General features: G+C 68.1%; 25 protein-coding genes. 16 read left to right on the top strand and 9 right to left on the bottom strand.

Translation table 11 applies throughout. From position 1 onward, the window contains the following. Positions 1–21 precede the first annotated feature (21 nt). Positions 22–894 (top strand): RNA polymerase sigma-70 factor, encoded by an 873-nt coding sequence (locus ACSVDM_RS10540; RefSeq protein ID WP_439264296.1) that lies wholly within the window; start codon positions 22–24, stop codon positions 892–894. Between the two features lie 81 nt (positions 895–975). Continuing rightward, on the top strand, positions 976–2,187 hold the full coding sequence (locus tag ACSVDM_RS10535) for an NAD(P)/FAD-dependent oxidoreductase (RefSeq protein ID WP_439264294.1): 1,212 nt from the start codon (positions 976–978) through the stop codon (positions 2,185–2,187). A 20-nt stretch (positions 2,188–2,207) separates the two neighbouring features. Here the strand turns inward: ACSVDM_RS10535 and ACSVDM_RS10530 are convergent, their stop codons facing one another. Then, a complete protein-coding gene (locus ACSVDM_RS10530) occupies positions 2,208–2,780 on the bottom strand; it encodes a hypothetical protein (protein ID WP_439264292.1) in 573 nt (190 codons plus the stop codon). Between the two features lie 60 nt (positions 2,781–2,840). Next, positions 2,841–3,473 (bottom strand): hypothetical protein, encoded by a 633-nt coding sequence (locus tag ACSVDM_RS10525; RefSeq protein WP_439264291.1) that lies wholly within the window; start codon positions 3,471–3,473, stop codon positions 2,841–2,843. 73 nt (positions 3,474–3,546) lie between these two features. Between ACSVDM_RS10525 and ACSVDM_RS10520 the strand changes: the two genes are divergently transcribed. Beyond that, positions 3,547–4,275 carry a Clp protease N-terminal domain-containing protein gene (locus ACSVDM_RS10520; protein ID WP_439264289.1) on the top strand — a complete coding sequence of 243 codons (729 nt, stop codon included), beginning with the start codon at positions 3,547–3,549 and terminating at the stop codon, positions 4,273–4,275. A 244-nt stretch (positions 4,276–4,519) separates the two neighbouring features. Continuing rightward, positions 4,520–6,142: a chaperonin GroEL gene (gene groL / locus ACSVDM_RS10515; protein ID WP_067485808.1), complete on the top strand. Its 1,623-nt coding sequence runs from the start codon at positions 4,520–4,522 to the stop codon at positions 6,140–6,142. Between the two features lie 208 nt (positions 6,143–6,350). Here the strand turns inward: groL and ACSVDM_RS10510 are convergent, their stop codons facing one another. After that, positions 6,351–7,148: a DUF6585 family protein gene (locus tag ACSVDM_RS10510; protein WP_243749767.1), complete on the bottom strand. Its 798-nt coding sequence runs from the start codon at positions 7,146–7,148 to the stop codon at positions 6,351–6,353. 159 nt (positions 7,149–7,307) lie between these two features. Here ACSVDM_RS10510 and ACSVDM_RS10505 point away from each other — a divergent pair, with 159 nt between their 5' ends. Further along, positions 7,308–7,799, top strand: coding sequence for a hypothetical protein (locus tag ACSVDM_RS10505; RefSeq protein WP_439264286.1), 492 nt, complete (start codon positions 7,308–7,310; stop codon positions 7,797–7,799). On the opposite strand, the gene ACSVDM_RS10500 is transcribed toward ACSVDM_RS10505, so the two are convergent. Then, positions 7,800–8,354 (bottom strand): TetR/AcrR family transcriptional regulator, encoded by a 555-nt coding sequence (locus ACSVDM_RS10500; RefSeq protein WP_439264284.1) that lies wholly within the window; start codon positions 8,352–8,354, stop codon positions 7,800–7,802. A 38-nt stretch (positions 8,355–8,392) separates the two neighbouring features. On the opposite strand from ACSVDM_RS10500, the gene ACSVDM_RS10495 reads away from it, so the two are divergent. Next, positions 8,393–9,166 (top strand): alpha/beta fold hydrolase, encoded by a 774-nt coding sequence (locus tag ACSVDM_RS10495; RefSeq protein ID WP_439264283.1) that lies wholly within the window; start codon positions 8,393–8,395, stop codon positions 9,164–9,166. On the opposite strand, the gene ACSVDM_RS10490 is transcribed toward ACSVDM_RS10495, so the two are convergent. Next, positions 9,146–10,105 (bottom strand): SMP-30/gluconolactonase/LRE family protein, encoded by a 960-nt coding sequence (locus tag ACSVDM_RS10490; protein WP_439264281.1) that lies wholly within the window; start codon positions 10,103–10,105, stop codon positions 9,146–9,148. The genes ACSVDM_RS10495 and ACSVDM_RS10490 overlap by 21 nt on opposite strands. A 114-nt stretch (positions 10,106–10,219) precedes the next feature. Between ACSVDM_RS10490 and ACSVDM_RS10485 the strand changes: the two genes are divergently transcribed. Further along, complete coding sequence (locus tag ACSVDM_RS10485; protein ID WP_439264280.1) at positions 10,220–10,669, top strand: MarR family winged helix-turn-helix transcriptional regulator; 450 nt, start codon at positions 10,220–10,222, stop codon at positions 10,667–10,669. Positions 10,670–10,722: 53 nt separating this feature from the next. Here the strand turns inward: ACSVDM_RS10485 and ACSVDM_RS10480 are convergent, their stop codons facing one another. After that, a complete protein-coding gene (locus ACSVDM_RS10480) occupies positions 10,723–11,172 on the bottom strand; it encodes an SRPBCC family protein (protein ID WP_067484645.1) in 450 nt (149 codons plus the stop codon). A gap of 239 nt (positions 11,173–11,411) precedes the next feature. Between ACSVDM_RS10480 and ACSVDM_RS10475 the strand changes: the two genes are divergently transcribed. The 4 genes from ACSVDM_RS10475 to ACSVDM_RS10460 all read left to right on the top strand — a co-directional run bounded on the left by ACSVDM_RS10475 (position 11,412) and on the right by ACSVDM_RS10460 (position 14,588). Next, on the top strand, positions 11,412–11,534 hold the full coding sequence (locus tag ACSVDM_RS10475) for a hypothetical protein (RefSeq protein ID WP_255283991.1): 123 nt from the start codon (positions 11,412–11,414) through the stop codon (positions 11,532–11,534). Between the two features lie 105 nt (positions 11,535–11,639). Next, positions 11,640–12,272, top strand: a complete 633-nt coding sequence (locus tag ACSVDM_RS10470; protein ID WP_225278400.1) for a TetR/AcrR family transcriptional regulator — start codon at positions 11,640–11,642, stop codon at positions 12,270–12,272. Then, positions 12,272–13,141: an alpha/beta hydrolase family protein gene (locus ACSVDM_RS10465; protein ID WP_439264278.1), complete on the top strand. Its 870-nt coding sequence runs from the start codon at positions 12,272–12,274 to the stop codon at positions 13,139–13,141. Before ACSVDM_RS10470 ends, ACSVDM_RS10465 begins: the two co-directional genes overlap by 1 nt. A gap of 97 nt (positions 13,142–13,238) precedes the next feature. Then, positions 13,239–14,588, top strand: a complete 1,350-nt coding sequence (locus tag ACSVDM_RS10460) for an aminotransferase class I/II-fold pyridoxal phosphate-dependent enzyme (RefSeq protein WP_439264276.1) — start codon at positions 13,239–13,241, stop codon at positions 14,586–14,588. 78 nt (positions 14,589–14,666) lie between these two features. Here the strand turns inward: ACSVDM_RS10460 and ACSVDM_RS10455 are convergent, their stop codons facing one another. Genes ACSVDM_RS10455 through ACSVDM_RS10445 form a run of 3 tightly spaced genes read right to left on the bottom strand, consistent with a single transcriptional unit; the run spans position 14,667 to position 17,829 of the window. Then, complete coding sequence (locus ACSVDM_RS10455) at positions 14,667–15,617, bottom strand: LLM class flavin-dependent oxidoreductase (RefSeq protein WP_439264274.1); 951 nt, start codon at positions 15,615–15,617, stop codon at positions 14,667–14,669. Beyond that, positions 15,614–16,909 (bottom strand): NtaA/DmoA family FMN-dependent monooxygenase, encoded by a 1,296-nt coding sequence (locus tag ACSVDM_RS10450; protein WP_439264272.1) that lies wholly within the window; start codon positions 16,907–16,909, stop codon positions 15,614–15,616. Before ACSVDM_RS10450 ends, ACSVDM_RS10455 begins: the two co-directional genes overlap by 4 nt. 8 nt (positions 16,910–16,917) lie before the next feature. Beyond that, the gene (locus ACSVDM_RS10445; protein WP_439264270.1) at positions 16,918–17,829 is read right to left on the bottom strand and encodes a sulfurtransferase; all 912 of its coding nucleotides are present in this window, start codon (positions 17,827–17,829) and stop codon (positions 16,918–16,920) included. A 167-nt stretch (positions 17,830–17,996) separates the two neighbouring features. On the opposite strand from ACSVDM_RS10445, the gene ACSVDM_RS10440 reads away from it, so the two are divergent. From ACSVDM_RS10440 to ACSVDM_RS10420, 5 genes are all read left to right on the top strand, one after another. After that, entirely contained in the window at positions 17,997–18,935 is a 939-nt protein-coding gene (locus ACSVDM_RS10440; protein WP_439264268.1) for a sulfurtransferase, read from the top strand. A 275-nt stretch (positions 18,936–19,210) separates the two neighbouring features. Continuing rightward, on the top strand, positions 19,211–20,137 hold the full coding sequence (locus ACSVDM_RS10435; protein ID WP_439264266.1) for an ABC transporter permease: 927 nt from the start codon (positions 19,211–19,213) through the stop codon (positions 20,135–20,137). Continuing rightward, positions 20,134–21,183 (top strand): ABC transporter permease, encoded by a 1,050-nt coding sequence (locus ACSVDM_RS10430; protein WP_439264264.1) that lies wholly within the window; start codon positions 20,134–20,136, stop codon positions 21,181–21,183. Before ACSVDM_RS10435 ends, ACSVDM_RS10430 begins: the two co-directional genes overlap by 4 nt. Then, the gene (locus tag ACSVDM_RS10425; RefSeq protein WP_439264262.1) at positions 21,180–22,721 is read left to right on the top strand and encodes an ATP-binding cassette domain-containing protein; all 1,542 of its coding nucleotides are present in this window, start codon (positions 21,180–21,182) and stop codon (positions 22,719–22,721) included. The genes ACSVDM_RS10430 and ACSVDM_RS10425 overlap by 4 nt, the downstream gene beginning before the upstream one ends. Beyond that, positions 22,714–24,417, top strand: coding sequence for an ABC transporter substrate-binding protein (locus ACSVDM_RS10420; RefSeq protein ID WP_439264260.1), 1,704 nt, complete (start codon positions 22,714–22,716; stop codon positions 24,415–24,417). The genes ACSVDM_RS10425 and ACSVDM_RS10420 overlap by 8 nt, the downstream gene beginning before the upstream one ends. Positions 24,418–24,436: the final 19 nt, after the last annotated feature.

The following is a 24,436-nucleotide window of genomic DNA, read 5'->3' as shown; positions in this document are numbered from 1 at the left end:
CACTACGGCAAGGGAGCGCGGGTGGAATCGGACGGGATCACGGAGTTCTCGCGGCATCGGCCGAGGTTGTTCGCGCTGGCCTACCGGATGTTCGGTGCTGCGAGTGAGGCCGAGGACGTCGTGCAGGAGGCCTACCTGCGCTGGGCCGCCGCCGACCGATCCGCGATCGACAATCCTGAGGCGTGGCTCACCACCGTCACCGTGAACCTGTGCCGCACCGAGCTGGCCTCGGCACGTGCCCGGCGCGAAACCTACGTCGGCCCGTGGTTGCCCGAGCCGGTGCCTTCGGGGGAATTCGGTCCGCTGGAAACCGTCGAGGAACGCGAATCGGTATCGCTGGCGCTGCTCACCGCGATGGAACGGCTCAACCCGGTAGAGCGTGCGGTGTTCGTGCTGCGCGAGGCGTTCGGCTACCCGCACGCCGAGATCGCGGCGATGCTCGACCTCACCGAGGCCAACTCGCAGCAGATCCTGCACCGGGCCACCACCCGGGTGCGCGGCGGGAAGCGGCGCTACCCGGCGCCGAACGAGCAGGTGCGTGCCCTGTTCGAGCGATTCATGTCGGCCGCCGCCACCGGTGATGTCGCCGGTCTGCGCGCCATGCTCGCCGCCGACGTGGTGAGCATGGCCGACGGCGGCGGCAAGGTGACCGCCGCCCGCCGCCCGGTGACGGGTGCCGACCAGGTGTCGCGTTACCTCGTCGGGCTCACCAAGTTCCTCACCCCGGCAACGACTTTCGCCTTCGAGGAGGTGAACGGCGAGCTGGCGTTGATCGTGCGGGCCGACGGCGTGCGGGCCAGTTCGGTCATGTTCTTCGAGGTCGACGACGCCGGGCTGGTCGACGAGGTGCTCATCGTGGTGAACCCGGACAAACTGCACCGATTCGAGGCGTGAGCCGGATCACTGGCGCGCCCTGTCAGGAAAGCGGGGGCTGTCCGGTCTGGAGGGTGTCGGCACATCGAGAGGAGCCACACCATGACCGGTCAGCATCGGATCGTCGTTCTCGGCGCGGGGTACGCGGGTCTCGCGGCGGCCCGCCGTTTGGCCCGCACATCGCGTGACACGAGGATCACCGTGGTCGATTCCCGCGCCGAGTTCGTCGAGCGTGTGCGGTTGCACCAGGAGGCGGCGGGGCAGCGAATCAAGCGCTGGGAGCTGCGGAAGTTGTTGGAGCGCAAGGGGGCGGAGTTCGTTCAGGCGAGAATCTCGGGTCTCGACCCGGTGACCAAGCAGGTTCACCTCGAGGAGCTTGCCGGCTCACCGGGGCGACTGCTCGACGGCGGCACCTCGGTGGGGCAGGCCGGCCAGTCCGATCAGTGGTCGGGCGACGGCACACCCGAAGGCGCTGGTCGTCGGCAGGCCTCGGACATCGGTGAATGGTCACTCGCCTACGACACGTTGGTCTACGCGCTCGGTAGCGCGGCCGATCGGTCGGGTGCGCCGGGCGTGGCCGAATACGCGCGCTCTGTCGCGACGCCCGAGGATGTGCGTGCCCTGCCCGAGGGACGGGTCGTTGTGGTCGGCTCCGGGTCGACGGGCATCGAACTGGCGGCGGAACTCGCCGAATCGCAACGGTATTCGGCGGTGACGCTCGTCGGCGCCGATGAGCCGGGCGCCTGGCTGTCGGCGCGTGCCGTCGAGAGCATCCGCGCCACGCTCACCCGGCTCGGGGTGGAGATCCGGTCGTCGGCGAAGGTCGTCGAGGTGCTGCCGACGGGTGTGCGGCTCGCCGACGACACCGTCATCGAAGCCGAATCAGTGGTCTGGACAGCGGGTTTCACCGTTCCCGATCTGGCCCGGAGCGCCGGTCTCGCGGTCGACGAACACGGCCGCATCCACACCGACGCGACCCTGCGCTCGATCTCCCATCCCGACATCTACGCCGCCGGCGATGCGGCGCTGATCGCAGGGCCGGGCGATCGTCCGCTCCGAATGGCTTGTGCCACGGCTATTCCCGCAGGTGGTTACGTGGCCCGGGCAATTGTCGCCCGTGCCAAGGGTGTCGAGCCGGAGCCGATGAACTTCCGCTACCAGCTCCAATGCCTCAGTCTCGGCCGCCGCGATGCCGTCATCCAGGTGCTCAATGCCGACGACACTCCCGGAGCGCGCGTGATCCGGGGCCGCACCGGTGCGGTGGTGAAGGAACTGATCGTGCGCGGTGCCGGAATGGCGGTCGGCCTGCGCTGACAGCCGCAACCATCGCCATGTCAGATGCTCGACGCTGAGGTCCTGCCGGCTCGAGAGTCGGCGCGCACGGCACTTCGCGCCACGGCGGTGATCCGCCAGGCCCACGGGGCGAGGGCGATCAGGGTCAGTAGCGCGAGCCACGGCAGGCGCCACCACCAGCGCAATTCGTAAGTGGCGGAGGGTGGTTCGGTGACGAGGGGTCGGGCGGTGGACGACCAGGCGACGAAGGCGTCGCCGATCGGGACCAGGCCGAACGCGTAACGTTTCGACCTGGGCAGGTCGATCGGCAGGCCGAGTAGTTCGCCTTCGGCGGCGAGGGCTCGGGCCAGGGCGTCGTCCCCGTTGACGCGGGCGGCGCCCTGGGCAACCACCGTGGCCGACAGGCTGATGCCCGCGATCAAGGGCCCCGAGTCCACATCGCCGCTGCCGTCCACGCCGTGTGGATATTCGCGTATCGCGGGCCCGAAACCGCCAGGGTGCGAGAGGAATCGGTTGCGGAACACCGAGTACTGTGCTCGCGCGAATTCCGGATCGATCTCCGGCAGGAACCGATGAATCACCGACTGGGAGGTCGCCCTCGAGCCCGTGCTCATCGAGCCGTCCCCAGCGGAAACCTGGTGGGGGAGCAGGCCTGTGGATGGGTCGAGGCGTGATCAGGCCTGATCCAGCCACCGCTCGATCACCGCCGAATGGCGCGCACCGAACAGCTTGTCGTGCAGCCGAAGTGAGGCGATCGCGACCGTGGAGTCCACCGGCCACGCCTGCCCTCGATACGCCTGCAGAAACGGAGTGTCGGATGCCGCGAACGCCTGCGCGATCTCCTGGCTGTGCTCGGAAAATCGTTGAACCTGAGCGGAGTCGGACGAGTCGAGCGACAGGATCGCTCCGCGTAACCAGTTCGTCCACCCCGCCCAGAAGATCCCGTAGGCGGGCCGCAATTGCGGACTGAACACGGCCCGCCCCTCCTCGGACTCCAGTCGCGCCAGTGCCCACCGCGATTCGCGCACGGCCTGCGAACGCAGTCCGGGCTCCGCGTGCGCAGCCTGCACCCAGGCCAGTCCGTAGAGCGCGTTGGAGAACAGATGCCCCTCCGGAAACTGTTGCTGCGCTGCCGTATCGGCGCCGTCGTCCAGGGCCGCGCGCAGAAACGACAATTGCCGTTCCGTGGAGCCCGGTATTTCCCCGGCTCCTGGCTGTGGCAGCAGGAAGCGTCCCGCCGCGATCAGGCAACACGCGGTCACCACTATTCCCGCGACCCGCAGGATCCACCCCGAAACTCTCCCCACACCGCCAGTCTGCCATCAACGGATCGTCAACTAGGGGTTGACGAGGCCGATATCGTCAACTTAGAGTTGACGCATGAGCACACCGAACATCCGCCTCGACGATCTGATCGACGGCATCAAGAAGGCCCGCCCCGACAACGTCCTCGAACAACTCACCGACGCCGTCGTCGTCGGCGATCACATGGGCGAGGTCGCCGACCACCTCATCGGCCACTTCGTCGACCAGGCACGCCGCTCCGGCGCCTCCTGGACCGAGATCGGCGCCAGCATGGGCGTCAGCAAGCAGGCCGCGCAGAAGCGGTTCGTCCCCAAGCAGCCCGGCGACGCCGCCGCCATGGACCCGCAGGCCGGTTTCGCCAAGTTCACCCCGCGTGCGCGGCAGGTCGTCGTCGATGCGCAGGACTCGGCGCGGGCGGCGGGCAACGACCAGATCACCCTCGGGCATCTGATCCTCGCCCTCATCGGCCAGTCCGAAGGTCTCGCGGCCAAGGCGATCGAGGCCCGCGGTGTCGAACTCGACGCTGTTCGCGAGGCGGCCACCGCAGGGCTGCCTGGCGCCGCGGACGAGGTGCCCGCGCTCATCCCCTTCGACGGGGAGACCAAGAAGGTGCTGGAGCTGACGTTTCGCGAGGCTCTGCGGCTCGGTCACAACTACATCGGCACCGAGCACATCCTGCTCGCGCTGCTCGAGCACGAGAACGGCTCGGGCGTGCTCAGTGACCTCGGCCTGGACAAGGCTGTTGTAGAGGCCGACCTCGTCGCATTGCTCGAACAGTTCCTCGCCGCCAAGGGTGATTCCTGACCGTCGGTCGTCTCCGGTGCGGTGCGCCCGTGCCGGAGGCGACCTTGCACTCTCGTCACTCGAGTGCTAAAAATGGCCTTGGCACTCACGTCTGTTGAGTGCCAGGTCGGGACGGTGAGATCGGGTTCCATCGACACCCTCGGTCGTCCGTCGCGGGCACCGCACCTGGCCAGCGTACTTGGGGACGATCCAACCTGTGGTCGTCTCGTGTGTCAGCCATAGACATGTGGAGGATCTCAACGCAATGGCCAAGACAATTGCGTACGACGAAGAGGCCCGTCGCGGTCTCGAGCGGGGTCTGAACGCCCTCGCCGACGCTGTCAAGGTGACGCTGGGCCCGAAGGGTCGCAACGTCGTGCTCGAGAAGAAGTGGGGCGCCCCCACGATCACCAACGATGGTGTGTCCATCGCCAAGGAGATCGACCTCGAGGACCCGTACGAGAAGATCGGCGCCGAGCTGGTCAAGGAAGTCGCCAAGAAGACGGACGACGTCGCCGGCGACGGTACGACCACCGCTACCGTGCTCGCCCAGGCGCTCGTGCGTGAAGGTCTGCGCAACGTCGCGGCCGGCGCGAACCCGCTGGGCCTGAAGCGCGGCATCGAGAAGGCCGTCGAGGCCGTCACCGCCAAGCTGCTCGACTCCGCCAAGGAGATCGACACCAAGGAGCAGATCGCCGCCACCGCGGGTATCTCCGCCGGTGACCCGGCCATCGGCCAGCTCATCGCCGAGGCGATGGACAAGGTCGGCAAGGAAGGTGTCATCACCGTCGAGGAGAGCAACACCTTCGGGCTCCAGCTGGAGCTCACCGAGGGTATGCGCTTCGACAAGGGCTACATCTCCGGTTACTTCGTCACCGACCCCGAGCGTCAGGAAGCGGTCCTCGAGGACCCGTACATCCTGCTCGTGTCGTCGAAGATCTCGACCGTCAAGGACCTGCTGCCGCTGCTGGAGAAGGTCATCCAGGCCGGCAAGCCGCTGCTGATCATCGCCGAGGACGTCGAGGGCGAGGCCCTGTCGACCCTGGTCGTGAACAAGATCCGTGGCACCTTCAAGTCCGTCGCCGTCAAGGCGCCCGGCTTCGGTGACCGTCGCAAGGCCCAGCTGGCCGACATCGCCATCCTCACCGGTGGCGAGGTCATCAGCGAAGAGGTCGGCCTGTCGCTGGAGACCGCCGGTCTCGAGCTGCTCGGCCAGGCGCGCAAGGTCGTCGTCACCAAGGACGAGACCACCATCGTCGAGGGCGCGGGCGACGCGGAGGCCATCAAGGGCCGCGTGGCGCAGATCCGCACCGAGATCGAGAACTCGGACTCGGACTACGACCGTGAGAAGCTGCAGGAACGTCTGGCCAAGCTGGCCGGCGGCGTCGCGGTGATCAAGGCCGGTGCCGCCACCGAGGTCGAGCTCAAGGAGCGCAAGCACCGCATCGAAGATGCCGTGCGCAACGCCAAGGCCGCCGTCGAAGAGGGCATCGTCGCCGGTGGTGGCGTGGCCCTGCTGCAGTCGGCGCCCGCCCTGGACGACCTGAAGCTGACCGGTGACGAAGCCACCGGTGCCAACATCGTGCGCGTCGCGCTGTCGGCCCCGCTGAAGCAGATCGCCTTCAACGCCGGCCTCGAGCCCGGCGTGGTCGCCGAGAAGGTCTCGAACCTGCCCGCGGGTTCCGGCCTGAACGCCGACTCCGGCGAGTACGAGGACCTGCTGGCCGCCGGCGTCGCCGACCCGGTCAAGGTCACCCGTTCGGCGTTGCAGAACGCGGCCTCCATCGCGGCCCTGTTCCTCACCACCGAGGCCGTCGTCGCCGACAAGCCGGAAAAGGCGGCCCCCGCGGCCGACCCCACCGGCGGCATGGGCGGCATGGACTTCTGATCCCCTGATCAGCTGATCCTCGCAAGGCTCGAAGGCCGGTCCACCTCACGGTGGACCGGCCTTCGTCTGTGCATTACCCGGGCACCTCATAGCCGGATCTGGTATGCCGTCGATGACGAGCGACAGACGTTGTGGATCACCCATGCCGGCACGGGTCATCCAAAACAGACGGATCGGCGAAGGTAGTGCTCGCAGTGACTTTCGCTGATCAGCCGACCGGCGTCAGGCGGAGGCGTTCGGCTAGTTCGTTGAAGATGTAGAAGTTGGGGATGGTGTTGACGGGGGCCAGGGACATCCACATGCCTGCGACTTTGAGGCGGATGTGGCCGCTGCGGGCGTCGATGAGTTGGATGTTGGTCCAGGGGAAGGGTTCGCCCTTGTAGGTGAGGGCGTCGAGGGAGAGGCCGAGGTCGCCGAAGTTCACGGTTTCGCCGTTGTCGATGGCGGCGACGGCGAGGGGGAGTTGGGTTGCGGTGACGGCGGATTGGATGGCGCGTGCCCATTCGCGGGCGCGGGCGAATCCCTCTTCATCGATTTCGGCGCGGCCCGCGGGACCGGTGAGTTCGAGGCGGTAGACGACGGGAACCGTGTCGTGGAAGGGGATTTCCTCCTGCCGCACCTCGGTGGTGTCCCACCGGAATCCGGCGACGCGCTGACCCGAGTGGTACACCGTGACCCCGTATTCGAACAGGTCGATGCGGGCGGCACGGTTCTGCCGGTTGATGATTCCGCGCCGGAAGGCGAGCATCACCGGGACCGCCGCGATCATGAGCAGCGCGACGGCACCGGGCCACGCGCCGACGATCAGGCAGATCACCCCGATGAACGCGATGCAGCCCGCGACGATGCCACACCCGCGCACGAAGGTGTCGTCGGCCGGAGTGGCCAGGAAGGTGTCGCGGTGCGCACCGAGCTGCTGGTACTCCGCCATGAGGTGTATCAGCTGGGTCAGCGGCACGGGGTGGCGAGCCTCGGCTACGGTCTCCGGCCTGTTCGGAGTGATCACTTGTCCCTCCATGAGGCGTTTCATCCGCGGCGAAGCGTATTCGACCGGCGCAGATAACGCCACCTGTGGGGCGCTCGGAATCCGCCCACGACCGGCCTGGACACGCTCCATACGCATGCGTATGGTTTGCTGCAGGGGCACCGCTGAGAGGTTGGATGAATGATCCGCAACATTCACGAGCGAACAATTCAGGCACCGGCCGCACGGGTCGGCGAACTGCTCGACAAAGTGGCGATTGCGGGAAACCCGTTGTGGCCCACCGAGAAATGGCCACCGTTGGAGCTGGACGGCCCACTGGCCGAAGGCGCGACGGGCGGCCACGGTTCCACTCTCTACACCTGCACCGCCTACCGCCCAGGTGAATTCGTCGAGTTCACCTTCACGCCCGGTTTCCTGCTCGAGGGCACCCACACCTTCGAGGTGATCGGCAAAGGCACGTCAAGCGCCCTGCGCCATGTGATCTCGGCCGAAACCCGAGGCGTATCCGGATTCCTGGGTTGGCACCTCGCCATCCGACCACTGCACGACGCCTTGCTCGAGGAACTACTGGACAACGCCGAAACCGCCGTCGGCGCACCGCCCGCACCGTACCGATGGCCGCTGCGCGCCCGGCTGCTCTACTGGACTTTCGTCAAGCTCGGCCTCGACTGACTACACCAGCCGTTCGAGAATCGAATCGACCAATTCGCTGGTCGCGGGCAGGCTTTCGGGCGACACCCGCGCCAGCTGATTGATCCCGTGATAGATACCGACGGCCACCGCCGCCCGCGTATCCGCCTGTTCCGCGGCCACTCCGAGCAGGCGCAACTGCGCGGCCACGTACTCGATCCGCCGCGCCGCGACCCGTCGCATGGCAGCGGCGACCGCCGGCTGGTCGATGGCGGCGAGCAGCGCCAGTTCCTCACGGCCCTCGGTGGCGTAATCGATGACATCGGTGAACAGCACCCGTAGCCGCTGCGCCGGGTCGGTGAGCTTGTCCAGCGCGGCGATCACCGCGTCGGTGCCCGCGCGTTCCCAGTGCGCGAGGACGGCGTCGACGAGGGCCGGGCGGTCCTTGAAATGCCAGTAGAAGCTGCCCTTGGTGGCGCCGAGACGTTTGGCGAGCGGCTCGACGGCCACACCGGCCAGACCGTTCTCGCCGAGGGCGACGATCGCGGCGGCGACCCAGTCCTCGGCGCTGAGCCTGCGAGCGGAGGGTGACTTCACAGCCATACGCTATCGAATGGCCGCGCTAGGCTCGAGTGGTGGAGTTTCTCGACGAAGGCGCGGGCCCGGCGATCGTGTGCGTGCACGGGATCCCGGGTTCGGTCGACTGGTTCGGCGCGGCCGCCGAGCGGCTGACTCCCCGTTTCCGGGTGATCCGGGTGGACCTTCGCGCCGCGCCGGAGGATTTCGCCGCCCCGGCTAGATCGGCGCCCATCGCGGCCCTGCTCGCGGAGCTCGACCTGTCCGATGTGACGGTGGTCGGCCATTCGTTCGGCGCGGAGATCGCCCTCGAGCTGGCAGCGCTGCCCCGGGTGACACGGGCGGTGGTGGTCGGGCAGAGCCCGGACTACACCGCCGCGCGGATTCCGGCGTTCGCCCGGTGGGTGGTCCGCCCGTGGTCGGTGCGGCTCGCGCAACGGTGGACGCCGGGTTTCGTGATCCGCCAAGGTAATCGGACGTTGTTCGCGCCGCGGTTCCGCTATGCGTCGGTGCCCGGTCTCGCGGAGGCGGTCGTGCGCGACTTCCGGTCGGCGGCGCCGACGGGCCTGGCCTATGCCGTCGGTGCCCGCGCCGACGACTTCGCCGCCCGGCCGCTCGATGCCAGGGTGGCGGCGCTGGACGTACCGGTGCTCGCCGTGCACGGCCGCCACGACCACCTCTACGACGCCACCGCCACCCTCGCGCGGTTCGCCGCCGCCGGGGCGCGCACGCATCTGGTCGAGCACGCCGGGCATTCCCCGCAGGTCGAACAGCCCGACGAATTCGTCACTGTGCTGGAGGAATTCGTGCGGTCAGAACCCGTCGATCGCTGACACCACGAACGGCCCCGGCTTCTCGTCGTTGCCCATCGGTCCGCCCTTGTCGAATTGCGACGACACGATCAGCGCCCGGTCCCCGGAATGCACCATCGTGGTGGGGATGCTCAGTGCCGGGTCGTGGAATTCGCGTTCCCGCGTGGCCGCACCGCCGTGGTCGGTGACGGTCCAGCGGCTGATGGTGTTGTCGGTGTTGTGCACCACCCACAGCGTGTCGCCGCGCAGTTCCAGGCCGTCGCCGTTGCGCACGGTGCCGCCGGTCAGTGTCACCTCGCGAATCGGCTCGGTGCCGGTGAGATCGATCCGGTACAGCTCGCCCGCCGACATCGCGACGACGAGCAGGTAGGTGCCCGCCTCGTCGGCGACGATCCCGTTGAGCTCGAAGGTCTTCGGGTCGCGTGGTCCGAGGACCGGTGCGAGGTCGGCGGCGACGGTGAGTTCGCCCCGGCCTTCCGTGGCGTTCGCGAGGGTGGCGCGGTAGACGACATTGCGGATGCTGTCGGTGAGGTAGGCGCTGCCGTCGGCGCCGAAGGCGAGGTCGTTGACGAAGCGCGGTCGGTCGTCCGGGGCGTCGAACCGGGCGAGCAGGGCACGAGAACCGGTGTCGTACACCATGACTCCCGCGGTCGAGTCGATCACCCACAGCCTGCCGTCGCGGTCCACCCGTAGTCCGTTTGTTGTCTTGCGGCCGTCGGCGCCTGCCGGAAGGAACACCTCGGCCGTCGCCGCGTCCGCTCCCGCGCGGTAGACGGTGCCGTCGGCGTAGGAGCCGACATAGCTGGTGCCGGTGCGTGGATCGAGCGCGATGCCCTCGGGGTAGACGGCCGCGCCCGGCAGTCCATATGCGGTGCTCAGGACCGGTAACGGGGCCGGATCGTCGGTACCGCAGGCGGTGAGCGCGAGGCAAGTGGCGGCCATCGCGAGGGTCCTGATCATGATTATGCCTCTCGTTCATGTAATTCAACACATCATTGAACGAGCAGAAATCTAGATTAGAGTTCTAATGATCGTCAAGGGTGATACTTCGAAATGGGCGGATACCATGCAGCCATGACGTCCATGCCCTCGACCGAGAGGCTGGGCACGTTCCTCAAGCGTGCCGAGCAAGCCATGATCGCGGCGAAAACAGCCGCGCTCAAACCGGCCGGGCTGACGGTTCCGCAGTTCAGCGCACTGATGTACCTCGCCGAGAACCCCGGTATCTCGGCTGCCGCTCTTGCCCGGCTGGCAGGGGTGACGCCGCCGACGATGAACACCGTCCTGACCAATCTGGTTGACCGCGGCCTGGTCGAACGCTCACCGCACGAGTGGCACCGGAACGTCCTCGAGACGCGGCTGACCGAGGCGGGCCGAGAGGTCACCGAGGCGGCCGACGCGCGCGCGATCGCGGTGGAACGCGCCGCGGCCGCTCACTTCACCGCCGAGGAGTTCGCCACGCTGACCGCACTGCTGACCCGCACGGCACAGGCTTTCGAGGAAGTCCGCAAGGATCTTCCGTAGCAAACGCGAAGAGCCCGCCGGAGGGGTCCGGCGGGCTCTCGTGGTCGAGCGGGTCAGCGTTCGGCCGCGGCCTTGATCTTGCGCAGCGTCTCGTGCATGCCCGAGACGAGATCGGCCTCGAACTTCTCCTCGCCACCGGCGAGCTTGATCACCGGGCCCATCCAGCCGGGAATTCCCTTGGGGTCGAGGGTGCGTCGCTCGACGAGGCGGGTGCCCGCGGCGGTCGGCGCGAGCTCGTAGCTCCACACGGTGTGGTTCTCGTTCATCCGGAACGCCAGCGCGGTGTTGGGGACGAACCGCACGATGCGCGAGCTGGTCGGCCAGACCTTCCAGCCGTCGCGGTTGAAGTTGATGGTGCGCGCCCCTTCGCGAACCCCGCCGATCGCCAGCATCTTGACCGTGGTCGGGCTGAACTCCGACATCCGGTTCAGGTCCGCGAGAATCGACCAGACCTTCTCCGGCGATGCGGCGATGTCGATACTTGCTTCGAGATTGTTCGGCAACGGTGCCTCCGGGGTGTGCGTGACGTACGGTCACACCGAGCATAGGGTCGCCACCCGCCAGAGCCCTCCGTCCACAGTCGGATTTTCCGCCGCCCCGGTTTTCGGGGGCTTGTGGGTCCTCACAGAAAAGTGGGGGAAATTCCTTTAAAACACCTCCTATTCACATTCGCCTTCGGTATCGTCCGAGACGGCAAATCGCCAGTGACAGAAGGTCACAGAGTGTCAACTTGGAGTGCACCATGCTTTACAACATCACCGAGTCCAACTCCGGCAGCAGCGGCGACGGCGGCATCCTCGCCCTGCTGATGAGTCTGCTCACCAGCTCGATGAGCACCGGTTCGGCCCAGACCTCCGGTAACTGAGCGCATCTGAAGCAAACTTCCGGCTAACGCGCGGTAAGCCGGGAGGGCTGTCGTTGGGCCCGATCCATGACGAGGGGATCGGGCCCTTCGGTATTGTCAGCGACAATGTCACAGGATGCGAATACGGGACGAATGTATGCCGGGCAGCCCGTAGAGGACCGGCAACGCCAGCGGCGTGCGCGTTTTCTGGAGTCAGGCCTGACGGTCTTCGCGCGCGACGGGTACGCCAACAGTTCGGTCGGTGCCATCTGTAAGGACGCCGGACTGTCGTCGCGGCAGTTCTACGAGGAGTTCACCGGCCGCGAATCGCTGCTACTCGAGCTGTACGAGCAGATCGACCGCGAATCCCGCGAGGCGGTGGCTACCGCCCTCGCGGCGAAGAGCGACGCCAGCGCGATCGACCAGATCGACGCGGCCGTGCGCGCTTACGTCGAGACCATCGGCACCGATCCGCGCAAGGCGCGGGTGGCGCTGGTCGAGGTGGTCGGCGCCGGACCCAAGGTCGAGAAGTTCCGCCTCGAGCTACGCCGGGTGTGGGGTTCGCTGCTGGCAGGCGCCGCCGAGGACGCGGCCATGCACGGCGAAATCCCGTCCGGCGACTACGAGTTGCGGGTGCTCGCCATCATCGGCGCGGTGAACTATGTGGTCGACGGCTGGAGCGGTGCCGATCCGCGTCCGCCGCTCGACGATGTGATCCAGGTGCTGAGCCGGGTGATTCTCGGCGCGGTCGGGGCTTGATGGCGCGGGTCGAGACCGTCCCGATCCAGGTGCCCGACGGCACCACCCTGCCCGTGCGGCTGATTCCGGCGCGCGGGCCGCACCGCCATCCGGTGACCCCCGACGCCCCGCGTCCGGTGATCGTGATCGTGCCCGGTCTCGCCGTGCCCGGTGAGTTCTACGAATACTTCGCCCACCAGCTGTCCGGGCGCGGATTCGATGTGGCCATCGGTGAATTGCGTGGTCAGGGCGGTAGTACTCACCGTCCCGGTGCCGAAAGTACCTACGGTTACCACGAATTGGTCGCCGTGGATTTTCCGGCGATGCTGCAGGTGGTGCGGCACCGTTTCCCCAGCAGCACCCCGTACCTGCTCGGGCACAGCATGGGCGGCCAGCTGTCGGTGCTCTACGCGGCCCGGGTGCGCGGCAGGCTCGGCGGACTGATCCTGATCGCCTCCGGCACACCGTATTACCGCGGCTACCGGGGCGTGCTCGGCCCGGGGATGCTCGTCGGCACGGCCGCGGTGGCGGTCGCGTCGAATCTCGCCGGCTTCTGGCCGGGTGACATGCTGGGCAAACGGGCATACGGCCGCCAGTCCAAGGTGCTCATGTCGGACTGGGCCCGCCTGGCCCGGACCGGCCGCTTCGTTCCGGTCGGCGCCGATATCGATTACGAGGAACGTGTCGCGCGGCTGAAGTTCCCGGTGCTGTCGATCACCATCGAGGGCGACGAGATGACCCCGCAGACCTCCGCCGACCATCTGCTGAGCAAGATGCCCGCCGCCGAGATCACCCGCCGGTTCGAGCCGGAACCGCTGGGCCACAACGGCTGGATCACCAACCCGGACTCGACCGTCGACGCCGTCGAGAAGTGGCTGCGCGACCGCTGAGACGCGGACACAGACGATCGAATCGCACGGGAACAAAACCGGTTCGCTGAATACATATATTCGTCATACTGGTCCATATGCGACGAATGGAGAATCGGTGACCGACCCGGGTTCGGCGGTGCTCGTGCGTGCGCTGGCGGCCGACGCCTCGCACACATCCGAATCGGTGCGGGCGGTGACGGCGCGGCTCATCCGCGACGGTTCCCTCGCCGAGGGGATCCGGTTGCCGACCATCCGGGAACTGGCCCAGCACTGCGGTCTGAGTACCCGTACGGTCGTCGCGGCCTGGGGTGAGCTGCGCAAAGAGGGGCTCATCGCCACCAATCGCCGGGGCGGCACCGTGGTGGCCGCGGCCGGGGGAATGCCGCTGGGGCGCCCGCTCGCCGAGCGCGACCTGCTCACCGGCAGCCCCGATTACGCCCTGCAGCCCGACCTGGCACCCGCGATGCTCGCCGGGCTGCACACCGACGACCTGAACCGTCCCGGCCGCGACTACATCACCGACCGTCTGCGCACGGCGGTATGTGACGGCTGGCCCTTCCCCGCCGAGGCGTTCGTCGCGGCGGGTGGCGGCTCGGAGGGTTTGTTTCTCGCCGTGGACGCGGCGGCCCCGGACGGCGCGCTCGTCGCGGTGGAGGAACCGGTGATGCCAGGTTTCCTGGATACGCTCACCGAGGTCGGGTATCGGGTGATCGGGATCGCCGCCGACGAACAAGGGGCGCTGCCGGATTCGCTGGCCGAGGCACTGCGCCGGAATCCGGCGGTGGTGGTGTTGCAGCCCGAAGGCGCGTACGCGACCGGCGGTGTGCTCTCGCCGCATCGGGCTGCGGAACTGGCCGAGGTGTTCGCGGCGGCGGAGGTGGAGCCGTGGATCGTCGAGGACGACGCGGTCGGACCGCTCGCCGCAGCGCAGGCACCCTCCCTGGGGAGCTGGTACCCGGAACGCTGTGTACGAGTACGCAGCTACTGCAAGGCCTTCGGGATGGATATCCGGACCTGCGTGATCGGTGGCAGTGCCGAACTGGTCGACCGCGCCATCCGGGCCAGGGTGCACGGTATCGCCGCGAACAGCCGGATCCTGCAGAACGCCCTCGCGCACTTGATCACCGATCCGGGCGCGGCCGCGCTCATCGACACCGCCCGCGAACGCTACGCCGCGCGGCGGGCGGGTTTGATCGCGGCACTGGCCGAACGCGGGGTGACCGCCGAGGCCGGGACGAACAGCCTGGTGGTGTGGGTCGAGGTCGCCGACGAACAAGGTGCGTTGCTCCGCTGCGCCCGGCACGGGGTCGTCGTCGGTTCGGCCACGCGATCGCATGTCGCGCCTGCGCGCGCTGCCATCCGGGTGGCGGTTCCCCAATTGCCCGACGATCCGCGACGGCTCGCCGAACTGGCGGCCCTGCTGGCGGACGCGGCTGCGTCGACCCACCGCGAATTCCTCGACTGACCTGTCCCGCGGACGGCTGGGCATCCGCCTGATGCAGCGCTCGATCGCGTCGCCGAGGGCTCGCGGACTGCTCGGGTCTCAGGCCGTCCCGATCGCCTGGTTCGTCGACAGGGCCGCGATCCGGGTCAGGCAGTCGAGGTATCGGGGGTGGTGGACGGCGAGCGGCACGTAGTAGAGCACGTCGGTGGCGACGGGTCGGTCCGGGTCCTCGGCGAGCCGGGCGGTGATCTGCTCGTTCGATCCGATGAGGATCCTGTTGTCCGTCAGATACTTTCGCAGGTCCGTGGGCTGCGGGTAGTAGCGTGAGCTCAGGGCGATGTCTGCCTCGAGGAGCGCGAGGGAATCGCGCTCGCTGTCGCCGGGGAGGACCGCCACATTCGTGCCGATCCGTGGTGTTCCCCGGGAGGCATCGAGGTAGGCGTCGACGAGTTCGGTGACACTGCCACCCGCGCGTGCTTGTGAATTGCCGTGTGGCAGCAGCCCGTCGCCTGCCACCGCTATCCGGCGGGCCGTGTCGATGTTCCCGGTGGACTGCCAGATCCGGGACCGCAGCGTGCCCGGCGGCGGGTAGAGGGCGATGTCGTCACCGACCTGTCCGCTGTCGAGGATGCGGTGGAGTTCGGCGACCCGCCGGGTGTAGATCGTCTCCCGTTCGGCGTCGGACACACCGAATCCCGCGTAACTGGTGGCGGAGTGCCCGAAACCGAGTCCCTTGCCGAGGCCGAGTTCGAGTCGTCCGCCGCTGAGCGCGTCGGTGACGGCCGCGTCCTCGGCGAGACGGACCGGGTGCTCGAAAGGCACTGTCACCACACCGGTTCCGAGCCGGACGCGATCGGTGTGCTGGGCAGCGGCCGCCACGAACGGGAACACCGAGGGCAGCGCCGCGTGATGGGCCTCGAAGTGCCGTGCGGCGAACCAGACGGTGCCGAAACCGAGGCGTTCCGCGTGCGCCGTGATTTCGATGGTGCGGCGGTACACCTCGGCAACTGGTGGGCCGCTGCGCAATTGGACGAACAGGGCGCGATTCACAGGCCGTAGTGCCCTCTCAGCGTCGTGGTCTCGTACTCGGTGCGGAACAGTCCACGTGCTTGCAACAGCGGGACGACGTGATCGACGAAAACGTCCAGCCCGCTGGGCAATTCGTCGAGCATCACGTTGAAGCCGTCGGCGGCGCCTTCGGTGAACCAGTCGGTGATGAAGTCGGCCACCTGCTCGGGCGTGCCGACGACCTTGGCGTGCACGCTTCCGGCAGCGAGAAGCCGTGCGGCGCCGCGGGTATCGGCGCCCGACGCGCGCACATTGTCGAGCAGGACCGCGCGCTGGCCGCGTGAGCCCGCGTCGCTGTTCTCGTCGGGGATCTTGTCCCACGGGAACGGGGCGTTCAGGTCGAGGTCGTCGGAGGAGACGCCGAGACGGTCGGCCAGGTTGGTCAGCTGCACGTCGTCGGGGATCAGGTCGATGAGATCGCGTTCGCGTTGCTTTGCCGCGGCTTCGGTCTCGGCGAGCACGATGATCAGGCCGGGAAGCAGTTTCACGCTGTCCGGATCGCGTCCCGCCGCGGCGGCGTGCTGTCGCAGTTCGGTGCGTCGCGTGGCGGCGGAGACGGGATCGACATGCGCGGAGTAGATCGCGTCGGCAGTCCTGGCGCCGAGCTCGACGCCGTGGCTCGACGCGCCCGCCTGGATCAGCACCGGTTTGCCGTGCGTCAGCGGCGGCGATTTCAGCGGGCCCGCCACCCGGAAGAATTTGCCCACATGATCGATCGGGCGGACCACTTCGGGATCGAGGTAGCGTCCGGTCACCTTGTCACCGACGAGTGCGTTCGCCGGGACCGAATCCCACAGCGCCGTGACGACCTCGAGGAATTCGGCGGCCCTGGCATACCTTTCGGCCTTCGGCAGCGCTTGGTCGAGGGAGTAGTTGCGGGCCGCGTTGTCGCCACCGGTGACCACGAAATTCCAGCCGACCCGCCCGCCTGACACCGAGGAGAGCGCGGCGAACGAGCGGGCCAGGTTGTAGGGGTCGTTGTAGGAGGTGGTCGCGGTGACGATCACCCCGATCCGGCTGGTGTGCGCGGCGAGGACGGCATGGGCGACGAACGGTTCGAGCAGGCGGCTCGGCGCGGTCCAGTCCTTGGCCTGGATATCGGGGGAATCGGCGAGGAATACCGCGTCGAGCAGGCCGCGCTCGGCGGTGCGTGCCACGTCGAGGTAGTGCTCGATCTCGACGAAATGGGCCGCTGGTTCCGGTGCGCGCCGCCACGGGCTGCCGATGGCGCCGCCGGGAATGAGATTCGCGTTGAGAATGACATGTCTCGGCATGAAAGATCCTAGGAATTCGTCAGGGCGACAGAGGGTTCCGTTGCGAGCGGACGGGCGGGATCGGCGACCCACTGCGACAGGGAGCCGGGATAGAGGGCGATCTCGATGCCGAGCGTCGCCGACACGAACACCTGTAGAGCCGCCGCCATCGCGCTGCCGCAATAGCTGGCGGCCGGGGTTCCGGCGTCGAGACCGAGGCGGTGGTAGCGGGCGCGCAGCGTTGCCTCGTCGAGAAGCAGTCCCTGGTCGTCGAAGTCGTCGAAGACCGGGGCGCTGATGGCGCCGGGAATATGCCCCGGATACTCGCCCCCACCGTGGAAGTGGGCCGGCGGGCGGGCATCGAGGAGAGTGCCGAGGCTGGGAAGCTCAGCGACACCGGCTGTTTCGATGACGGGCAGTGCTCCCGGTCGCGCGATGGCGGATGCGGCACGTGTTCCGGACGCATTGGGTTCGTTAGCGCCGTCGTTCCCGCGAGCGTCGTTCCCGCTGCCCTGTGTACTCGACGGCTCCCCGGGCCGATCCGAGGTGAGTCGGCCGCCCGCCGCCTGCCAGGCGCGTAGTCCGCCGTCGAGGATGCGGACGTCGGTCAGGCCGGCCCAGCGCAACACCCACCAGGCGCGGGCGGCGGCCACCGAGCGGTCGTCGTCGTAGACCACCACCGTGCTGTCGTCGTGAATTCCCCAGCGGCGCAGTGCATCGGTGAGGGCCTCCGCGTCGGGTAAGGGGCGGGCGCCGGAGTCGGCGGTCGGGGTACCGGACAGATCGGCGTCGACATCGGCGAACTGCGCGCCGGGGAGGTGTTCGCGCTGGTAGTTCGCGCGCTCCCCGGCCGTGCGGACGTCGAGCAGCACGAGCCGCGCGGGCGGGGCGTCACGCAGATCGGCTGCGGAGACGAGGTGGGCGGCACGGTCGCCGGGCATCGGGGTCCTTTCGCCGATTTCGGTGTGTTCGACCGGCCGAGAATATGTAGTCCGAGGGTGGGAACACATATTTGGAGTCCGCCTGACTTTTTGTGTTCCCGTGGGTGTTTGACCGACTTATGTTTCTCCCGCCGGGTCGTCGGAACCCGGGAGATGGGAGGTCGGCCGTGACAAGCCGGATCGTCGACGCGCAGTGGGTGCGGGATCGCCGTGCGGACGCCGTCGTCATCGAGGTGACCAACGCTCGTGGGCCTGCCTCCATCCCCGGTGCCCGCTCGGTCTACTGGAAAGACCTGCTCTGGGACCGGTCCCGTCGAGAGTTCCCTAACGCCCGAGAGCTGGCCGACCGTCTTCACTCACTAGGCGCCCACGCCGACGCTCCGCTCGTCTTCGCGGGGGACCCACCGCAATTCGCGGCTTACGCACTCTGGGTCGCCACCGCCGTCGGAATCGGAGGCGACCTGCGCTACCTCGACGGAGGCACCGCCGCGTGGCCGCACGACGGGCCGGTGATCGGCCTTGATCGGTCTGTCGGCGCTGGTAGCGGCAACCGAGTGGGTGCCGATGCCCCCGGCCAGCGGTGGGCACTGGACGCCGCGAGCGAGGGAAATGCTTCTCGAACGGCCGACGTTTCGCGCACACCGCTTCCCCTGACGTCGCCGCGGTTCGCCGAGGTGGTCGTGGGCAGGGAGCAGGTTCACGCCGCGATCGACTCGCCAACCGTGCTGCTGGACCTGCGCTCTCCCGAAGAGTTCGCGGGACTCCGTGTTTCACCGTCGTCGGAGCCGGTCGACCACGGCGCCGAGCGGCACGGACACATCCCCGGAGCGTTGAACCTGCCCGCACAAGACCTGCTCGACCCCGCGGGCCTGCTCCGGCCGACCGACGAAATCGCGACGCGCATAGCCGAACTCGGCATCGCCGACGCCGACGACATCATCGCCTACTGCCGGCTGTCCCACCGAGCCGCACTCGGCTGGTTGGTCTTCACCGACCTCCTCGGCGACCACCGCATCCGCGTCTACGACGGCTCTTGGACCGAATGGGGCAGCCTCGTCGGTGCCCCGGTGCACAACCCTGCCGACATCGGGGAGCTGACCTCATGACGACACCATCGAACACCGATTCATTGCGGGGAAACACGGCTTCACAGACGGTGACACCTCGCGGCCCCGAGGATGCGACGGCAGCACCGGTAGTTGCAGCTTCACACGCAGCGGGCACGACCCAGTCCGGAACAGAGCCGATGCCGGTCGCGTCGAGTGCCCCGGACACCACGTCGAATCGCCAGGATGCGGGGCCGACCAACGGGGCCGCCGCGCAAAGACGTGCGGGTTTCACCTCGCGTGAGAACCGCGGCCCGGCGAACAGACCGCAGATCGTGGCTCGGCGCATAGTCGGGGTGTTCCTGTCGGCCGCCGGAATGATGTGGGCAGCAGTCACTTTGGCGTTCCTGGCGGTGCATGTCGCACCGGGTGATCCGGTGACCGCGATCATGGGCGAGTCCAGTGATCCGGCCCTGCGGGAGCGGATCGAACGGGACTGGGGGCTGGATCGTCCGCTGATCGTGCAGTACGGCCTGCATCTGGGCCGGTTGCTGCACGGTGATCTCGGCTATTCGTATGTGCGCGGTGAACCCGTGGCCGACATCCTGTTCGGCGAACAGTTGGTGACCAGTGCGCAGCTCGCCGGGTTCGCGCTCCTGATCGCGGTGGTGCTCGCGCCGTTGCTAGCCGTGCTCACGGCAGGTCGGCGTGATGTGTTCAGCCGGGCGACCGCGACGCTGGAGGTGATCGTCGCCTCGGCGCCACCGTTCTGGACCGGTCTGGTGCTGATCTGGGTGTTCGCGTTCACGCTGAAAGTTCTTCCGGTGACCGCGGGCAACGAATTCCAGCGACTCGTCCTGCCCGCCGTCACCCTGGCTCTGCCGATCGCCGCTGTGCTCGCGCAGGTGATGCGGGAGGGGATCGAGCGCGCGCTGGAACAGCCGTTCGCCCTCACCGCCCGGTCGCGCGGGATCAGCGCCACCCGGTTGCGGCTGCGGCACGGGCTGCGGCATTCGCTGATTCCCGCCGCCACGCTGGCGGGCTGGGCGGTGAGCGGGCTGCTCACCGGGACGGTCGTGATCGAGGAGGTCTTCGGCCGGGCCGGTATCGGCCGGGAGACCATCGCCGCCGTCACCCATTCGGATGTGCCGGTAGTCCTCGGCGTCGCCCTGCTCACCGCCGCCATCTACCTCACCGTCACGGTCCTCGTAGACCTCGCCTACCTGTGGATCGACCCCCGCCTCCAGGAGCCGACCCCATGACCGACACCGCATCCACCCAACTGAAAGCCGCGAAGGTACCTCTCCCGACCGGCGGCGTCGACCCGACCGCCGGTGGTCCGTCCGATGCGCAGGACAGCGCGGTCGAGGCAGCCGACGTGCCTCGAGGCGTCTCCGAGAAATCCACCAACGGGTCGACATCGAAGTCGCGGACTTCGGTGGGCCAGAAGGAGACGCGCGGAAAGGTGCATGCCCTGCATCGGTTGGTCGCAGTCGCCTCGAAATGGCCGTTCGGCGTGACTGTTTCGGCCGCTGTGCTCGCGATGGCCGCCATCGCCGCACTCGCACCGGACCTGCTGTCGGGCAGCGACCCACTGCACACCGATCTGCTCGCCGCACACGAATCACCTTCCCTTGCGCACCCGTTCGGCACCGACCAGCTCGGCCGTGACGTGCTCACCCGCGTCGTGCACGGCGCTCGGCTGTCACTGTTCATCGGGGTGACCGCGACAGTGTTGGCGGTGGCCATCGGGGTGACGCTCGGATTGATCGCCGGGATCGGCAATCGGCTCGTCGATGCTGTCGCGTCGCGGGCGTTCGACCTGCTCGGGGCGTTTCCGGAGATCTTGCTCGCCCTGGTGCTCATCACGTTCACCGGTACCGGCACCGCCAACCTCATTCTCGCGATCGGTATCGCCGCCGCCCCTCGGTTTGCGCGGGTGATGCGGGCCGAGACCCGGGCGGTGCGTGGCAGTGAGTTCGTGGCGCAGGCGGGGCTGCTCACGCGGTCGCGGGCGCGGATCGTGGTCCGTCACATCCTGCCCAACGCGCTGCGCTCGCTGCCAGTGGTGGTGACTCTCGGGCTCGGCACGAGCATTCTCGGCGCCGCCGCGCTGAGCTTCCTCGGCTTCGGGCCGAAACCACCCGTGCCGGAATGGGGTTCGATGCTGGCCGAAGCGCACGGTGATCTGCGGATCGCGTGGTGGTCGGTCGTCTTCCCCGGTGCCGCCGTCACCGTCGTCGTCCTGGCGACGACCGTCCTCGGCCGCTACGCCGGCCACCGTTTCGAGCGAAGGGCGCAGCTGTGACCGACACCCTCATCCAGGTCCGGAACCTGCGCGTCGAATTCGACGGGCGTGCGGTGGTGCGTGGCGTCGACCTCGAGCTGCGCCGCGGCGAAATCCTGGCCATCGTCGGCGAATCCGGGTCCGGAAAGTCGGTCACCACCCGAAGCCTCGTCGGTCTCGCGGGCGGCCGGGTCAGCGCCGACCGGCTCGATCTGTTCGGCACCTCGGCCCTCGACCTCACCGACCGGCAGTGGCGTGGAATACGCGGCGCCCGAGTCGGTTTGGTGTTCCAGGACGCCCTGGTGGCGCTCGACCCGTTGCGCACCATCGCCGACGAGATCGGTGAGTCGCTCAGCGCGGTCCCGCGCAACCAGCGCAACGACCGCATCGACGGACTGCTGCGTTCCGTCGGCATCGCCGACCCGCAGGTCCGCAAGCGGCAGCGGCCGTTTCAACTCTCCGGCGGACAACGTCAGCGCGCGCTGATCGCGTCGGCGCTCGCGGCGGGCCCGGACGTGATCATCGCCGACGAACCGACCACCGCCCTCGACGTGACGGTCCAGAAGCAGGTGCTCGAGTTGCTGGCCGAACAGGTCGCGGGTGGTCGGGCCATGATCCTGGTCAGCCACGACCTGGCCGTCGTCGCCTCGATCGCGGATCGCGTCCTGGTGATGCGGGCAGGCGAGGTCGTCGAGGCGGGGCCCACCCGAGAGGTCATCGAGCGACCCCGGCACGAATACACCCGCGCGCTGCTCGCGGCCGTACCGCACGGCAGTGCCCGCGCGCGGGCCACCGAGCCGGTTTTCACCGCGGCGGGGCTCACGAAGTCGTACCGAGGAGTTCCGGCGATCTCCGATGTCTCCTTCGAAGTCGGTGCGGGTGAAGTGCTCGGCGTGGTGGGTGAATCCGGGTCGGGTAAGTCGACCGTGGCCAAGATCGTCACGGGGCTGATCGAGCCGGACGACGGCGAGATGCGTTTCGGTACCGAGCCTTTGACGCGCAAGACCCGCAAGCCGGGTGAGCTGGGACTCGTCGCGCAGGACTCGGTCGGTTCCTTCGACCCCCGCTACCGGGTCGGCGAGATCATCGCCGAGAGTGTCGCGCTGCGGGTGCCGCGCACCGAACGTCGAGCCGAGGTGCTGCGCTTGCTCGACGCCGTGCACCTGCCCGCCGACACCATCGACCGCCACCCACGCGAGCTGTCCGGCGGGCAACGTCAGCGGGTCAATATCGCCCGCGCGCTCGGTGCCCGCCCGCGCCTGATCGTCTGCGACGAACCGGTGTCGGCGCTCGACATCTCGGTGCAAGCCCAAATCCTCGACCTCGTCGCCGAACTCGCCGCCACCGAAGACGTGGCGATCGTGTTCATCTCGCACGATCTGGCCGTCATCCGGCAGATCTGTCACCGCGTGCTCGTCCTGAATCACGGCGTGGTCGTCGAATCAGGCACGGCCGACGACGTTTTCCACCACCCGTCCTCGCCCTACACCCAAGCCCTGCTCGATGCCGTCCCGCGACTGGCGGTCCCGGCTCCCACAGAAAGCTCCTCGCGTGCGTAATCGCCTCACCCGACTGTTCACCGCGCTGCTGCTGGCCACCACGCTGGCCGCCAGCGCCTGCGCCGCCGACCCCGAACCCGGTGGCGGCGGTGGTGGCCCGACCACCCCGCCGCAGGCAGGCGGCACCTTCACCATCGCCTTGCCCGCCTATCCGTCGCGCGGCCTCAGCCCGCACTACGGTGCGGCCTTCGACGCCTCCCAGGTGCTGCGCAACAGCTTCGACAGCTTGATCGCCGAGGACCGTGACGAACAGTTCCACCCCTGGCTGGCCACCGAATGGACCATCTCCCCGGACGGCCTGGTCTACGAATTCGCCCTGCGCAAGGACGTCACCTTCCACAACGGCGAGAAGTTCGACGCCGCGGCGGTGAAGGCGAATATCGACGCCTTGCGCAACCCCGACTACCCGTCCTGGACGGTGCTGGGCCTGCTGCAGTACTCGAGTGTGAGCGCGGTAGACGTGCTCGACCCGTACAAGGTGCGCATCACCCTGAGCACCCCGCGCGCCGATTTCCTGTCCACCCTCGGCGGACTCAGCGGCGCCATCGTCGCCCCGAGCAGTCTGAAGGCCGACAAACAGGCGCTGACCAGCGGTGCGGGCTTCGTCGGTTCCGGCCCGTTCGTGCTCGACAAAGTGGTGCAGGGCCAGGAACTGCGGTACCGGAAGAACCCCGCCTACAACTGGGCTCCCGCCACCGCGAAACACCAGGGCGCCGCCTACGTCGACGAACTGGTCGTGAAGTTCATCCCCGAGGCGGCCACCCGCGCCGGACTGCTGCGCAGTGGTGAGGTGAACGCCATCGGCACCGTGAAGGCCACCGATATCGGCCTGTTCGACGGTGTCGGCGGCTTCCAGTACGAGCAGATCGGTTCGGCGGCCTCGCCGTGGGTCATCATGCTCAACCTCACCCACGGCGCCACCACCGATGTGCGCGTGCGCCGCGCCATCGCCAAGGGTGTCGACATCGCCGCTGTCACCAAGAGCCTCACCAAGGACACCCAGCAGCGCGCGTGGAGCCTCATCTCCCCGGACAGCGCCTACTACGACCCGAAGTTCGAGAACAAGGGCGGCCCCGATCTCGCCGCCGCGAAAGCCCTTCTCGCGGAAGCCGGTTGGACCGGTACCGATGCCGAGGGTTACCGCACCGACAGCACCGGCAAGCGGTTGACCGTTCGGCTGGTCGCCACGAACCCCACCTACCCCGAGGACGATTTCCTGAAGGCCTGGCAGGCCGAATTGCGCCAGAACCTCGGCATTCAGGTGGAACTGCAATTCGTCGACAACGCCCAGATCTACCACCTGCTGGCCCGCAACGACTACGAGGCCTTCCCCCGTCAGGTCGGCGGCCTCGACCTGTCGCTGCAGTTCAACCGCGCCTACGGGTCGACCACTCCCGACCTGAAATACGGCCAGATCGACGGCATCACCATCGGCTCCATCGTCGGCGGCTCGAAACTGGCCGACCCGCAGGTGGACCGGTGGCTCGTCGACGCGACCAAAGCCACCGATCGCGAACAGCGCAAACAACTGTTCAACCGCATCACCGCCCACCTTCTCGACAATGCCGTCGCGATCCCCCTCTACACCGACCGCAACAGCGTCGCCGCCGACGCGACCGTGCACAACCCGACCTCGCTGTTCGATGCCCCTCGCAACAGCGTCAACGGCTGGGCCTACGACATCGCCGTCCGCTGACCAGCATCCTCCTCCCGGA

It is taken from the genome of Nocardia sp. JW2 (assembly GCF_051843015.1).
Classification (GTDB): Bacteria; Actinomycetota; Actinomycetes; order Mycobacteriales; family Mycobacteriaceae; genus Nocardia; species Nocardia coubleae.
The sequence above is the reverse complement of the archived record's forward strand: the minus strand, read 5'-3'. Positions and strand labels throughout refer to the sequence as shown.